The following is a 14,283-nucleotide window of genomic DNA, read 5'->3' as shown; positions in this document are numbered from 1 at the left end:
CTCAGACCCGCTCCTCGGTGCGCGGATCGAACAGGTGGACGTGCTCCGGCGCGGCGGCCAGCGTCACGCGCGCGCCGACGGCCGGCGTCGTGCCGCGATCCAACCAGCGGGACACGATCGCGGCGTCGCCGACGCGCAGGTGGACGTACGACTCGAACCCCATCGCTTCGACCACCTCGACATCGCCCTGCACGCCGAGCGACGCGCCGGCGGGCGCCGGGCCGAGGTGCTCGGGCCGGACGCCGGCGATCACCCGGCCCTCGCGGTGCTCCGGCGTCCTCGGCAGCGCGAGCCGCACGCTGGGCGCCGAGAGCACCGAGGTCGGGCCGTCGAGGCGGAGCTCGACGGGGATCAGGTTCATCGGGGGTGAGCCGATGAACGTCGCGACGAAGACGTTGGCCGGCCGGTCGTAGAGCTGCTGCGGGCGGTCGTGCTGGAGGAGCGCGCCTCCGCGGAGGACGGCGATCCGCTCCCCGAGGGTGAGCGCCTCCGTCTGATCGTGGGTCACGTACACGAGCGTCGTCCCGAGGCGACGATGCAGGCGGCGCAGCTCGGCGCGCATCGAGCTGCGCAGCGCGGCGTCGAGGTTCGAGAGCGGCTCGTCCATGAGCAGCACGCCCGGCTCGCGCACGATGGCGCGCCCGATGGCCACGCGCTGCTGCTGGCCGCCCGAGAGGGCCCGCGGCTTGCGCTCGAGGAGGTGATCGATCGCCAGCGCGCGCGCCGTGGCCTCCACGCGGCGCTTCACCTCGTCGCGCGGCACGCGGCGGAGCGCGAGCGAGAACGCCATGTTCTCGAAGCACGTCATGTGCGGGTAGAGCGCGTAGCTCTGGAAGACCATGGCGACGTCGCGCTGCTTCGGGGGCACGTCGTTGACCACGCGGCCGCCGATGGAGAGCGTCCCGCCGTCGACGTCCTCGAGGCCCGCGATCATCCGGAGCGTTGTCGACTTGCCGCACCCGGAAGGCCCGACGAGCACGAGGAGCTCGCCGTCCTCGATGCGCAGCGACAGGTCCTCCACGATGGGCGCGCTCCCCTGGTAGCGCTTGTACACATGCTCGAACGCGATCGCGGCCACGCTTCCGCCTCCTCGGCGCCGCTGCTCGTGAACCGCGGCGTGGGCGAGATCAAGCTGCCGGGCGGGCGCCGCCTTCGCGTCGCCGGGCGAGCACCCAGCTGAACGCCGAGCCAAGGATCTCGGCCAGGTCCGCGACGTCGTGACCGCGCGCGACGAGCTCTTCGGTGATCACGCTGCCAATGTAGACGGCTCCGCCGGTGACCAGGATGCGCATGAAACCTCCTAACTTTGTGGCCGGGGGTCACGCTCCGCGACGTAGCGCGCGAGCGCGTCGTCGAGCGACGGCAACAAGAGCCCGCGGCCGCTCCCGAGCGCGCTGTACCGCGGGCGCAGCGCGGCCAGGCCGAGCGCGCGGCTCGGGCAGCGCACGAGCCGCGTCGCGGGGACGCGCGCGAGCGCCGCGCTGCGCGAGGCGAGCTCCGCCCAGCTCGTGGCGTCCCGGTTGGCGAGGTGCCAGATGCCGCGCTCGCCGTCGATCAGCAGATCGAGGGTCACGTGCACGAGATCCGGGACGTAGGTCGGCGATACGATCACGTCGTCGGCCGCGTGGAAGCTCCGGCCCTCGCCGAGGGCACGCAGCGCGGCGCCGACGAAGTTCGCTTCGTCCCAGGGACCGAAGAACGCGGCGGTGCGCACCACCAGCGCCTCCGGGAGGATCGCCAGGACGTTCCACTCCGCCGTCGCCTTGCTCCGGCCGTAGACGTTGAGCGGCCGCGCGGGATCGGTCTCCACGTACGGCGAGCGCTGCGCGCCGTCGAAGACCAGATCGGCCGAGAAGGTCACGAGCCGCGCGTCACGCCGGCGACACGCGATCGCGAGCACGGCGGGCCCCAGCGCGTTCTCGCGCTCGCAGCGGTGCGGCTCGCGCTCGGCCTCGTCGACACGCACGAACCCCGCCGTGTTGACGACGGCCCACGGGGCGAACCGATCGAGGGCGCGCTCGACCGACGCGGGATCGGCGATGTCCATCTCATCGCGCCCGATCGTGCGATGGGGCAGGCCGCGCAGCGCGCACAGGCGCGCGAACGCGCGGCCGAGCGTCCCCTTCGCGCCGGTGATCAGGATGGGCGGGCCGGCGGCGGCAGCCTCGGGCGCGGGCGCGACGGCCGCGACCGGACCGTACGTCAGCCGCCCCGGGCGCCGCCACCAGCCCGGCGCGGCGAGCACGGGATGATCGAAGCGATCGCCGCGCGCGAGCGCGGAGACCAGCCGCGCGAGCGCCGTGGACCGCGGCTCGGGGCCGCGCACATCGAACACGCCCGGCTCGTAGTGCCCGCGCTCCTCGGTGACGAGGCAGCTCCAGTCGAAGCAGCCGAGCAGCGACCACGCGGTGACCGCGCGCACGTCCGCGCCCGCCGCGCGCGCCGCCTCCGCGGCGCGGAACGCCTCGACCAGCCAGCGAAGCTGCTCCTCGCGCGGCCCGCCGAGGTGCACCTCGCTGATCGCCACCGGCCGGCGGTAGCGATCCCAGACCTCCTGGAGCCGCGCGCGGTGCCCGTCGATGCCCTCGGCGACCGCGCGCACGGCCTCGACATCGGCATACGCGTGCTTGCCGTTTCCGCCGTGCGACCAGGCGGGGTAAGAGGCCAGCCGCTCGTCGAGGAATCGCTCGCTCGTGATGTAGTAGTTGATGCCGAGGATGTCCGGCGGACATGGCTCCTCGACGAACCACGCGAGCTCGGCGGGCGAGGCGCCCCACCCGAGGAGCAGCGGAAACAGCGGGTGATCGCCGTTCACGCGCCCCGTGAGCAGATCGAAGCTGAGCCAGCGCCGGTGATTCTCGTGCTCGGCCTGGTAGGCGAGCAGCGGCGTGCTCGTCGTCTTGCCGACATCCTCGGTCTGGATCAGGCGCGCGCGGGGGATCACCTCCCGGATGGCGCGCATGGCGAGCGCGATCGCGCGGCACTCGGTGAGCAGCGCGCGCACGAACGTGCGCGGATCGCGGCCGTGCGGGTACCAATGCCCGTAGAGGCCCGAGAAGCGGGCCGTCGTGAGCGGCTCGTTCACCGGCGTCCAGTCGGTGACCCACGGATAGCGCTCGGCCGCCGCGCGGGCGAAGCGGGCGAGCCCCTCGGAGAAGCCCGGATCGACGAGGCTCGTGTAACGCGGGCCGCTGCCGTGGTGGACGAGCCCGATGATGGGCCGCACATCGAGCGCCCGAAGCCGCTCGATCCGCGCGTCGGCCCAGCCGAAGTCCAGGCGCTCCGGCCGATCGGGAGCCGTCCGCTCCCAGAGCACGGGCATGCGCAGCGCCTGGATCCCGAGCGCGGCGAAGTGATCGAGATCATCGAGGCGGCGCGCGTGCCCGCTCCGATCGATCTGGTGGTGAACCACGTCGCCGACGCGGTTGACCGTGCACTCCACGCCGCCCCAGATCTCGAGGGGCGCCCTCGCCTCGTCCGCCATGGTCAAGCCGCCTTGGCCGCGGCGAGCTGTCGGTTCGGCACGCCGGCTAGCTTGGCATAGAGGGTGAGCGCCTGCGCCACCACCTGGTCCATGTTGTAGTAGCGATAGGTCCCGAGCCGCCCGGCGAAGTGGACACCGGGCGTCTCCTTGGCGAGCTCCTCGTACCTGCGGTAGAGGGCCGCGTTCTCCGGCCGCGGCACGGGGTAATACGGATCGCCCTCGCCCTTCGGGATCTCGTAGACGATGCTCGTCTTCGGGTGCACCTGGCCCGTGAGGTACTTGAACTCGGTGACCCGGGTATAGGGGTTCTCGTTCGGATAGTTGATGACCGGCGCGTCCTGGTACCTCTCTTGATCCTTGGTCTCGAAATGGAACTCCAGGGATCGATACGGCAGCTTTCCGAAGCGATAGTCGAAGAAGGCGTCGACGGGGCCGGTGAAGATCACCTCGCGATGAGGGATCTCGCTCTGCATCTCGCGAAACGAGGCGTTGAGCAAGATCTTGATGTTCGGGTGATCGACCATCCGCTCGAACATGCGCGTGAAGCCGTGGAGCGGCATGGCCTGGTAGGTGTCGGTGAAGTACCGATCGTCGCGGTTGCTCCGCACCGGCACCCGCGCGGTCACGGCGGCGTCGAGCTCGGACGGGTCGAGTCCCCACTGCTTCCGGGTGTAGTGCTTGAAGAACTTCTCGTAGAGCTCGACGCCGACCTTGCTGACGATCACGTCCTCGCTGGTACGGATCTGCTCGCGTCGCACGGCCCGGGAGGCGAGGAACGCCTCCACCTCGGGCGCGCTCAGGCGCAGGCCGTAGAGCTGGTTGATGGTGTCGAGGTTGATGGGGATGGGGACGAGCTGCCCGTCCACCCAGGCGCGCACGCGGTGCTGGTACGGGCGCCACGCGGTGAACTGCGAGAGGTACTCGAAGACCTCCCGCGAGTTGGTGTGGAAGACGTGGGGGCCGTACCTGTGCACCAGGACGCCGGCGGCGTCGTGGTGATCATAGGCGTTGCCGCCGATGTGCGGGCGGACATCGCAGAGCACCACCTTCTTGCCCGAGCCGCGCGCGAGCCGCTCGGCGAGCACGCAGCCGGCGAAGCCGGCGCCGACGATGAGATAGTCAAACATCGGCGCCCTGCCGCGCCGCCGGGCGCCGGCCCACCCTCAGCACGCCATCGAGGAGCTTCTCGATCTTCGACCATGTCGCGTCCCACGATCCCTGGGCGAGCAGCGCGTCGGCCCGCGAGAGCCGCGCGGCGTGATCCTCGGCGAGGTACGCCTCGACGGCGGCCACGAAATCGCCCGCGGTGTCGGCGATGCGCGCGAGGCCGAGCTCGCCGTAGGGCCGGACGACATCGCGGATCGACGTGGAGACGACGGGCTTGCCGCCCGCGAGGTACTCCGGCGTCTTGGTGGGGCTGATGAAGCGCGTGGCCTCGTTGCGCGCGAACGGAAGGAGCGCCACGTCCCAGCCCGCGAGGTAGGCGGGCAGCTCCTCGTAGGTCTTCTTGCCTAGATAGTGAATGTTGGGCGCGCGCGGCAGGCTCGCCGGATCGATCTTCACGACCGGACCGACGAAGACGAGGTGCCACCCAGGCCGGGCGGCGGCCACGCCGGCGATGAGATCGAGATCCATGCGCTCGTCGATGACGCCGAAGTAACCGAGCCGCGGGCCTGGAATCGTGGCCTGATCGGCGGGCGGCGCGAGCGGCCGGCGCGCCGCCGAGAAGTGGGCGATGTCGACGCTGCTCGGGAGCAGGTGCACGTTCGCGTGCAGCGCCCTCTTGGACTCGTAGAGGCTGCGCCCTCCCGTGAAGACCACGTCGGCGCGGCGGAGCAGCTCGGCCTCGTGATGCTTGAGCGCGGGCGGCGCGCCGGCGAACGCGGAGAGCTCGTCCATGCAGTCGTACACGACCGCGCTGGCCGCGAGGTGCCGCGAGAACAGGAGCGCCATCGGCGTGTAGTACCAGAGCACGTGATCGTCGATGCCGAAGCGATCGAGCATGGCGTCGACGAGATCGCGCTGTAACGCGTGGATCCGCGCGTCGTCGAGGCCTGGCGGCAGGTGCGGCGTGACGACGCGCACGCCGTGGCGATCGACGTGCGCGGCCTCGATCCGCGGCGGCCCGTCGCTCCACACCGGCTCCTCGAAGAAGAACACGCGTCGCGTGCGCGCGCAGCGCGAGAGGAGGTGCTGCGGGCGCTGGAAGACGAAGCTCCAGCGCAGGTGCGAGAAGCAGACGACGTCCGGCCGCCGTTTCGGGCTCATGCTTGTCCTCCTCGATGGCGGCCGCGGCGCGGCTGATGTGCACGAGCGTGCCGCCTGGGAGGGGCAATACAAGGAACGTACCTAACGGGAAGTACGTGTCACGAACAGCAGAGCTCGCGAGCGAGTGCTCACGCCCTCGAGATGAGCACCTCGGGGTGAACCCGGATCGGGCGTCGTACGCCCGCGCAACGCGCTCGGCCACGGCGCAACCGGATCCGCGCTTCGCGAGGATCACCACCGCGCCGCCGAAGATGGCCCGCTCGATCGCCCGAGGGCCACCTCCATCGCGGAGCTCGGCCGCCTTTCAGCCATCCGGTTTGGCGAGGCTCCGTTTGAACATCACTCCTCCCCGGCGATCACCTCGTCCATGATGATGCCTTCTTGGCGCGGGCCGGCGCACTCCGCGAGCTCCATCGGGTCGGGGTGCACCTGCCCGGCGGCCCGGCCGCGCGTGGCGGCGGCGATGGCGTCGATCAGGAATTTCGGCGTCCGATCGGCGTAAAGCAGCCCGTTGGCCTCCTGGTAGGTATCGGTGAGCTGCGTGTAGCAGAAGCCCGCGAGCAGCGGTGTCGCGCGCACCACGGCGAGGAGGCGCTCGTACGCCCGCTCCAGCGCCGCTGGGTTGTCGGCGGAGGTATATCCCCACGTGCCGGGGCGGCGGAGCGCGATACCGCCCATCTCCGAGAGCACGATCGGGTGCTCCAGCTTGCGCGAGTGGCCGTCGAGCACGAGCACGCGGCCGCCCGGACGCTCGCGCCGGAAGAGCCGAGGGCGACACTCGCCGCCGTCGTAGCGCTGGGCGATCCGGGCCGGATCCGGATCGTAGTCATGAATACCGATGATGTCGGTGGCCACGGCCTCCCAGCCGTCGTTGCCGATCACCGGGCGCGTCGGGTCGAGCGTCTTGGTGAGGTGATAGAGCGCCTTGACCCCGTGCCGCTCGCGCGGGCTGTCCGGCAAGTTGGGCACGCCCCAGGACTCGTTGAAGGGCACCCAGGCGATGACGCACGGATGGCTGAAATCGCGGTTGATCGCCTCCGTCCACTCGCGCGTCAGGCGCTCGATCGAGAGGGGCGTGAAGCGATAAGCGCTCGGCATCTCCTCCCACACGAGCAAGCCCAGCCGATCGGCCCAGTAGAGATAGCGCGGATCCTCGATCTTCTGGTGCTTCCGTGCGCCGTTGAACCCCATGGCGCGCGTGAGCTCGATGTCGCGCCGGAGCGCGTCGTCGTCGGGCGCGGTCATCCCGGTCTCGGGCCAGTAGCCCTGATCGAGCACCATCCGGAGCACGAGGGGCCGCCCGTTGAGCACCACGCGGTCGCCCTGCACCGCGATGGATCGGAGCGCGGTGTAGCTGTGCACGCGATCGATCGTCTCGCCGTCGCGGGTGACGAGGTCGATCTCGGCCTCGATGAGCGTGGGTGACTCCGGGCTCCAGAGCAGCTGGTTGCGCGAGTCGTCGATGCCCGGATCGGAGAGCGCGATCCGGCGGTGGACCTCGCCGAGCACGACGGCGTAGCTGTCCTCGGCGAGCAGCGCGCCGTTCGCGGTGAGGCGCAGGCGCAGCCGCAGTCCGTCCCGGCGCTCGCCGCCGATCCGAGCGTAGAAATCGAGCTCCCATCGGTCGAGGCTCGACTGCCAGCGGAGCGCCGCGATCGAGCTCGCGGGCACGCACTCCATCCACACCGTCTGCCAGATGCCGGTCGTGCGCGGGTACCAGATGGAGTGCGGTTCGATCTGCCAATCCTGCTTGCCGCGCGGCTTGGCGAGGTCGAGCGGATCGTCCTCTGCGCGCACGACGATCTCGACGGCGCGCGCCGAACCGACAAGGTCGGTGATGTCGACGCTGAAGGGGGTGTAGCCGCCGGCATGATGCGCCGCGCGGCTCCCCGCGATCCAGACCGTCGCGTCGTAGTCGACGGCTCCGAAGTGCAGCATCAGCCGCTCTCCACCGCGGAGCTCCGGCACCGCGATGGTGCGCCGGTACCAGACGGCGCGGAAGAGGCCGCGCGCACATACGCCGCTCCGCGGGGTCTCCGGCGCGAAGGGGACCTCGATGAAGCTCTCCCAGGCGACGTCGGCGGGCTCCCGGAAGCGCGCCTCGGGATCGAGCGCGAAGCTCCAAGTACCGTTGAGTGATTCCCACCCGGCGCGCCGGAGCTGCGGCCGCGGGTAGCCATGCGCGCGCCCGCCGGCGATGGAGAGGTCTGCTCCGGGGGACGGCTCGGCGGTGACGGACGGGCGGTTCATCCTTCGAGGTGCTTCCTTTGCTGTACGGCGGGGCAGACCTTACAGCGCCTAAGACGTCACGCCATGCCGCCAGCGCGAGTTTTGATCCGCGCGGTGGCGCAGATCTCGCCGACGCACGAATCACCGGACAATAACCGTCTCTCCATGAGTCCGCGAATTCCGGCGTTCCGAGCGGGCCCGGCGGCAAGCGGGCAAGTGGCCTCGAACGGTGGGCTGGATCTGACAGGGAAGCTGCTTGCCGCGAGCTGGTCGAGCCTCACTCGGCGTAGACGGCCACCGTCGCGGTGCACGAGGTGTTGCCGACGCAGCCGGCGCGGAAGGTGTAGTAATCCGAGAGCGCCGCGACGTGCGTCGTCTTCGGCATCTCGGAGCAGCCGATCGTCTCGGCGGAGTCCACGGCGACCTGGACGCCGTTGCGATCGAAGAGGCGGATGTACGACATCCCCGAGCGGCTCGCCCCGTAGAGCACCGCCGCGCAGGTGCCGAAGGAGATCGTCTCTCCGGCGGTGAAGAAGTACGCCTGGTCGACGTAGTTGGTCGTGGCGTAGTTCGTGCTGCTCCTCGAGTACGAGAAGGTGCCTTTGCCGCGCGCGATCGCGACCGTCCCGCTGCACGAGGAGAAGCCGTCACAGCCGGCCCGGATCTGGAAGGGCCAGCCCGTCGACGACGTCGTATAGCGGATCTGCGCCGAGATCGACCCCGAGGGGCCGTCGTTCGCCGAGGCCACCTGCACGGGCGACCCGGAGCTCAGGTCGAAGAGGCGGAGGAACGTGTCGCCCGAGGAGCTGGCGCCGACGATGCCGGTCGTGCCGATCATCACGCGCCTGCTCGGGTTGATATCGAGGTTGAAATTGGCCGTGTTCACGGTGGCGTTGTTGGTCGCGCTCCGGCTGAAGGAGAAGACCGATATCGCCTCCTCCGCCTCGCCCACGAAGAGGTGTCGCGTGGCCTGCGCGGTAGCTCGATCGGATTCAGCGTACCGCCAAGCACAGCCGTAGCAAAGCCCTTGCCTGGCACAGAGAGAGCCTTTGCACCCCATTTTTGCGCGGCGCTCGCCCCTCGTCGGGGGGACGCGAGGCTCGCGCTGGCGCTCGGACCCGCCAGCAGTGGAGGCTCTTCCCTCCACCCGCCAGCGCGACGAAGTAAGCGCCGACGCGCTGCCCGCCGCGCAAGCCGAACGCGCGGGTGGACAACGCGATCACCCGACCAGCGGGCGAAGGAAGTCTTCGAGCTGCTCGAGCGTGCCGGAGGAAGCGCGCCATCCGATGTAGCCGTCCGGGCGGACCAGCACGAGCGCATCGCCGTCGACGTCATAGCCGGCGCGCGCGTGCCCGTCCGTGTCGACGAGGGCGCGCCGACCGGCTGGCTCCCCCGGCTGCACCACGGCGCGCGCGTGCACGGCGGGGCCGTACCGGGCGTTCACCCGGGCGACCGTGTCCCCGTGAGCCGCGCCGAAGGCGAGCAGCGTGAAGTGCGGGCCACGGAACACATCGAACAGGCGGACGGGCGCGCCCTCGGCGTCATGACAGGGCGCATCGGGCGCTCGGTCCCCGGCGAGGACGCGCGCCGGCGCGCCGTGATCGCCGCGGGCCTCGTCGCGGGCCAGCGAGCTCCCGCGGTAGCTGATGTCGAGCTGCTGCGTCTCCGGGCCGCGCCGCACCTCGCCCGGGCTTCCCTCCGTGGTCCGGCGATGCAGCCTCGAGGTGAGGCCGAGCATCGCCGCGGCGACGGGAAGCCGCTCCTCCTCGTAGGTGTCGAGCAGCGCCGCGGGCGCTCCCGCCAGCACCTGGCCGAGCTTCCAGCCGAGGTTGTAGGCGTCCTGGATGCCGGTGTTCAGGCCCTGCCCGCCGGCCGCGGGGTGCACGTGCGCGGCGTCGCCGGCCAGGAACACCCGGCCGGCCCGGTACCGGTCCACCATCCGCACGCTGGGCCGGTAGAGCGACAGCCAGCTCGCGTCGTGCAGGCGGACATCCGAGCGCCCCGTCCGCTCGTGGAACAGCCTCTCAACGGCCTCCACCGTCAGCTCGGGCGCCTCGTCGCCGTCGATCGGTATCAGGATCTGGAAGCGCTCGGTGCCGGGCAACGGGCACAGCGCGACCGGGCCGCCGCGCGCTTTCGGCCAGGCGTGCCAGCGCTCGCGGTCCAGCCCGTCGGCGCGGACGTCGCCCACGAGCGCCCGGTCCGCCTCCAGCGTCTCCCCCTGAAAGCCGACGCCGAGCGCGCGCCGCACGAAGCTGCGCCCCCCGTCCGCGCCGACGAGGTAGCCGGCGCGGACCCGCTCCGTCTCGCCCGCCCGGATCAGCGTGGCGGTCACGCCGTCGCCGTCCTGCTCGAAGCCGGTCAGCTCGGTGGCGAGCTCGACACGGACGCCGTGCTCCGCGAGCCGGGCGCGCAGGATCTCCTCCGTCCGCCATTGCCCGAGGAGCAGGATGTTCGGATAGGGCACGTCCGGCGTCGTCGCGCGGCGCTCGAACATGGCCCAGTCGCCCAGCACCGCGCCGCCGTCGTAGGCGCGGATCAGCGGGTAAGGGGCTCCGGCGGCCATCGCCGCGTCGACCACCCCGAGATCGTCGAGGACCTCGAGGGTGCGCGGCTGCACGCCTTTCCCGCGAGAGCCGGCGAAATGGGCTGGTGCCTTGTCGACGATGCGGCACGCCACGCCACGGCGGGCCAGATCGCACGCGAGGGTCAGGCCGGTGGGCCCCGCCCCCGCGATGAGGACATGCGTGCTCAGCGACGGATTCATTGGCTGTCTCCTGTCAGGTGAAGTCACCCCATCTTGGAAGCTGTCGCTTGCCTCGTCAGCTTGTGTTCTGCCAGCATGGATCCATGCGCAAGCGGGACGCCGCCACGCCGAGGAAACAGCCGACGCAGGACCGGTCGCGCGCCACGGTCGAGGCGCTCCTGCAGGCGACGGCTTACATTCTGGTCCGGGACGGGTACGCGCGGCTGACGACGAACCGCGTGGCCCAGCGGGCCGGGGTGAACGTCGCGTCGCTGTACCAGTTCTTTCCGGGCAAGGAGGCGCTCGTGGCCGAGCTCCACCGCCGGCACATCGAGCAGGGCCGCGCGGCCGCGGCCGCGGTGCTCGCAGCGCATCAGGGGCAGTCGCCCGATCGGGTGGTCCGGACGATCGTGGAGGCCGGCATCGCCGCCCACGCCGTGGAGCCCGAGCTGCACCGCGTGTTCCTGGAGCAGATGCCGCGCATCAAGGCGACCCGGTCCGCGGCGAGCGAGGGCTTCCTGCTCGAGGAGGCAAAGCAGCTCCTCTCGGCGTGGGGTTGCCCGGCGCCGGACGTGGAGCTCGCGTGGTGGATCACGCAGACCGCGGCGCACGCGGTCGTGCATCAGGCGATCGTCGAGCGGCCCGACGACCTGCGCTCCGGCGCGCTGGCCGAGGAGCTCGTGCAGCTGCTCGAGCGCTACCTGCGCGGGAAGCAGACCCCAGGGCCCCGCGCCGGCGCCGGGCGGGAGGACATGTGATCTCGCCGAGGGCGCCGAGGGCGACTGCCCCGCGTAGCCTCCGCGCGCTCAGCCGGGCGAGACCATCTCGTCGTAGCCGCGGCCGCTGAACTGGAGGAGGCAGACGCCGTGGCCGAAGGGATCGGCCAGGCGGAGCATGCGCCCCCACGCGGCCACCTCGATCTCGGCTTCGGGGACCGCGCCTGCCTCCTGCGCGCGGCGCGCGGCGGCCTCGAGATCGTCGACCACGAAATCGAGGTGGACCGGCGTCCAGTGACGCCGGTAGTCGCGCGGGGACGCACCGGCGGCAGGCTCGCTGCCGGCCGGCTTCACCAGGAGGTAGATGGGAGCCGCCGCGCCGAGGAGCTCGACCCCGGAAGCACCAAAGCGCCGCCCGACGCGCAACCCGAACGCACGCGTGTAGAACGCGATGGCAGGATCGAGCGCCGGCACATCGATGTTGACGAGCAGGTCGGACATGCGATGAGGATAGCAGCAGGGCACGTCGCGACCTAGCATCCGGTTCACGGCCGCCTCTCGGGTGATCGCCATTCGGGGAGCGCGCCCGCGACCTCGTGAGGGTGTTCCACTCGGATTCGCTCAGAGGGGTGCCTCGTCCAGGGCCGCCTCCGCGATCTCGTCGGAATACAGCTCCGCAAGAGCGGCGAAGCCGGGCTGACACGCATCCATCAACGCGCGTCGCTCTCCGGGCGCGAGCTCGCTGAAGCGCGAGCGCGCCGGACGCACGATGCCCGCCATGCGTTCGATCCAGACGTCATCTACGTCGACGCCGATGAACTCCATCAGGCGAGCGATGGTCGGGCGCGGCGCTCGACCGAAGTCCTCGTAACGAAGCGTCAAGAGCCGCCCGGGCCCGACGCCCGAGAGCTCGTCGAGCCCCGTCACGATCTCGCCGGACCAATAATGACCGCACAGCGGCAGCGGCGTCTCGTAGCGCAGGAAGGCCTCGCGATCGAAGCGCTCGGGCAAGAACGGGAGCAGCTCCTCGGGCACGTCGTCCACGTACGCGCGGTCCCTCGATTCCCACGGGTCGACGCCGAGGATCTCGGTCAACTGAACCGCGATCAACGCCATGCGAAACCCGAGGTGACGGCTCATCGAGATGGCGCAGGTGCGGCCGTCGCGCACCAGATGTACGAAGCGCGCGTCGGGGAAATTCTTGAGCAGCCGGCGAACCAGCCGCAGCGAGCCCCCGGAACGCTCGACCCACGTTCGCTTGCCGAAGCGGTGAGCGAGAAACCCGAACACCTGCTGATAGTGCTGGCCGACCGCCGCCGCCGGCAGGGTGGCGACGAAGCGCTCGAGGTCGTCGAACAGCGCCTCCGGCTCGTCGCACAGATGCGGAAGCGCGGTCTCCAGGATGGCCGGCACGCCCGGTACGCCGCCGAAAGATGGGAGCGCCGCCGGCCGATACAGCACCTCGTCCATCATGACGTCGTGGCGCCGCATCGTCGCCAGCTTGGGCTGGACGCCCGCGACGATCCGCCAGAGCTCGTCCGCGCCGATCGGATGGTCGGGGAAACACAGGGAGATGCGTCCACCGAGGTCGGTGGCCAGCGAGAAGAACTCGGAGATGCTCAGCAGGTCCGGATGCCGGCGCACGAGGTTTGACAGCATGGTCGACCCACAACGCCCCGTCCCCACGATGAAGAGCGGCCCTGGCGCGCTCATGTCAGCGTGCCACCGGGAGGTTCTTGCGGGTCTCTTCGAGGACCTGAAAGTACCACTGGCAGAGCTCCACGAGGGGCACCTCGGCGTACGCAAAACGCTCGCACCCCCGGAGCGCCGCGTCCGTCCGGATTCGCTCGAAATGCTTGTGACCGATGATGTACGAACCGTAGAAGTCCATCCGTTTGTCCAGCTGCTGATCGAGCCAGGAGAAGTCGTCACGCCGGTCGATGAAGATGGGCGCGTGCATGCCGAGCAGCTCGAACATCGCGCGCACCGTCGCGCCGGTCTTCCATGGGGTTGGATGCGTCAGATGAAACACACCCTCACATGCGTCCTGGAGGGCGATCGCGACGGCCTCCTGGACGACCGCATCGACCGGAACGAGGTTCAGGTCGCCATCCGGGTGGACCCGCATCCGCACGGGGGACCGCGAGAGCAAGCCCTTCTGGGTGCGCTCGATCATCCCGCGGAACTGCACGAGCTGGCGAAAGAAGCCATAACAGCCCGAAAACGAGGTCGCCCCGAGCGTGCGGCTGTGCCCCACCACGATGCTGGGACGAAAGATACGAACGCGCCCGTTCGCCCAGGATGTGACGAGCGTCTCGGCGTCGATCTTGCTTTGCTCGTAGTGGTTGTTGGTCGCGTTGCCGCGGCTCTGCGCCTCGGGGATCGACCCCGTCGCTCGCCCTGCAACGTACGCCGTGCTGATGTAATTGAATGTCCCCGCCCCGAGCTGCCCCGCGAGGGTGAGGACGCGGCGGGTGCCTTCGACGTTGGTCGCCCTGATGACGTCCACGTGACGATTCTCATATTGCAGCGATGCCGCCACATGCCACACCTGCGCGACGCGAGCACCGATCGGCTCGCGGATGCCGCAATCTTGCTCGACGACGTCACCGGCGACGACACGGCACCTGTCGAGCTTCGTGAGCACATCGGTCGCTTCGTAAAGCCTTGCAGCATGGTGGATGGACTGGCGGAACCTCTCGACCGCCCCGGTGTCGCCGGGTCGGACCAGCGCCACGATGTCGTCATCGGTCCGCCGCAGCAGCTCCAGGACGAGCGCGCCGCCGATAAACCCGGTCGCCCCGGTCACGAGATGCGCTTCCTTCATGGCGGACAGGGAG

General features: G+C 70.5%; 12 protein-coding genes. 1 reads left to right on the top strand and 11 read right to left on the bottom strand.

Annotated elements, in window-relative coordinates:
- Position 1: 1 nt before the first annotated feature.
- The 8 genes from WMF39_RS16920 to WMF39_RS16885 all read right to left on the bottom strand — a co-directional run bounded on the left by WMF39_RS16920 (position 2) and on the right by WMF39_RS16885 (position 10,748).
- On the bottom strand, positions 2–1,078 hold the full coding sequence (locus WMF39_RS16920) for an ABC transporter ATP-binding protein (protein ID WP_437746523.1): 1,077 nt from the start codon (positions 1,076–1,078) through the stop codon (positions 2–4).
- A 49-nt stretch (positions 1,079–1,127) separates the two neighbouring features.
- Positions 1,128–1,292 carry a hypothetical protein gene (locus WMF39_RS16915; protein WP_437746522.1) on the bottom strand — a complete coding sequence of 55 codons (165 nt, stop codon included), beginning with the start codon at positions 1,290–1,292 and terminating at the stop codon, positions 1,128–1,130.
- Positions 1,293–1,300: 8 nt separating this feature from the next.
- On the bottom strand, positions 1,301–3,484 hold the full coding sequence (locus WMF39_RS16910; RefSeq protein WP_437746521.1) for a family 1 glycosylhydrolase: 2,184 nt from the start codon (positions 3,482–3,484) through the stop codon (positions 1,301–1,303).
- Positions 3,485–3,486: 2 nt separating this feature from the next.
- Entirely contained in the window at positions 3,487–4,611 is a 1,125-nt protein-coding gene (gene glf, locus WMF39_RS16905) for a UDP-galactopyranose mutase (protein WP_437746520.1), read from the bottom strand.
- Positions 4,604–5,752 carry a glycosyltransferase family 1 protein gene (locus tag WMF39_RS16900; RefSeq protein WP_437746519.1) on the bottom strand — a complete coding sequence of 383 codons (1,149 nt, stop codon included), beginning with the start codon at positions 5,750–5,752 and terminating at the stop codon, positions 4,604–4,606. The genes glf and WMF39_RS16900 overlap by 8 nt, the downstream gene beginning before the upstream one ends.
- A gap of 339 nt (positions 5,753–6,091) precedes the next feature.
- Complete coding sequence (locus WMF39_RS16895) at positions 6,092–8,002, bottom strand: glycoside hydrolase family 2 protein (RefSeq protein WP_437746518.1); 1,911 nt, start codon at positions 8,000–8,002, stop codon at positions 6,092–6,094.
- 256 nt (positions 8,003–8,258) lie between these two features.
- Positions 8,259–8,933: a hypothetical protein gene (locus WMF39_RS16890; protein WP_437746517.1), complete on the bottom strand. Its 675-nt coding sequence runs from the start codon at positions 8,931–8,933 to the stop codon at positions 8,259–8,261.
- Positions 8,934–9,200: 267 nt separating this feature from the next.
- Positions 9,201–10,748 carry an FAD-dependent oxidoreductase gene (locus WMF39_RS16885; protein ID WP_437746516.1) on the bottom strand — a complete coding sequence of 516 codons (1,548 nt, stop codon included), beginning with the start codon at positions 10,746–10,748 and terminating at the stop codon, positions 9,201–9,203.
- Positions 10,749–10,831: 83 nt separating this feature from the next.
- On the opposite strand from WMF39_RS16885, the gene WMF39_RS16880 reads away from it, so the two are divergent.
- On the top strand, positions 10,832–11,485 hold the full coding sequence (locus WMF39_RS16880) for a TetR/AcrR family transcriptional regulator (protein ID WP_437746515.1): 654 nt from the start codon (positions 10,832–10,834) through the stop codon (positions 11,483–11,485).
- A 48-nt stretch (positions 11,486–11,533) separates the two neighbouring features.
- On the opposite strand, the gene WMF39_RS16875 is transcribed toward WMF39_RS16880, so the two are convergent.
- The 3 genes from WMF39_RS16875 to WMF39_RS16865 form a co-directional block, all read right to left on the bottom strand.
- Entirely contained in the window at positions 11,534–11,944 is a 411-nt protein-coding gene (locus tag WMF39_RS16875) for a VOC family protein (protein WP_437746514.1), read from the bottom strand.
- Between the two features lie 120 nt (positions 11,945–12,064).
- On the bottom strand, positions 12,065–13,156 hold the full coding sequence (locus WMF39_RS16870; protein ID WP_437746513.1) for a sulfotransferase family protein: 1,092 nt from the start codon (positions 13,154–13,156) through the stop codon (positions 12,065–12,067).
- Between the two features lies 1 nt (position 13,157).
- A complete protein-coding gene (locus tag WMF39_RS16865) occupies positions 13,158–14,270 on the bottom strand; it encodes an SDR family oxidoreductase (protein ID WP_437746512.1) in 1,113 nt (370 codons plus the stop codon).
- Positions 14,271–14,283 lie beyond the last annotated feature (13 nt).

Origin of the sequence: Sorangium sp. So ce1504 (genome assembly GCF_051521635.1) — a bacterium.
GTDB lineage: Bacteria > Myxococcota_A > Polyangia > Polyangiales > Polyangiaceae > Sorangium > Sorangium cellulosum_B.
Note: the sequence above shows the minus strand (reverse complement) of the source record. Positions and strands in the feature narration are given on the sequence as shown.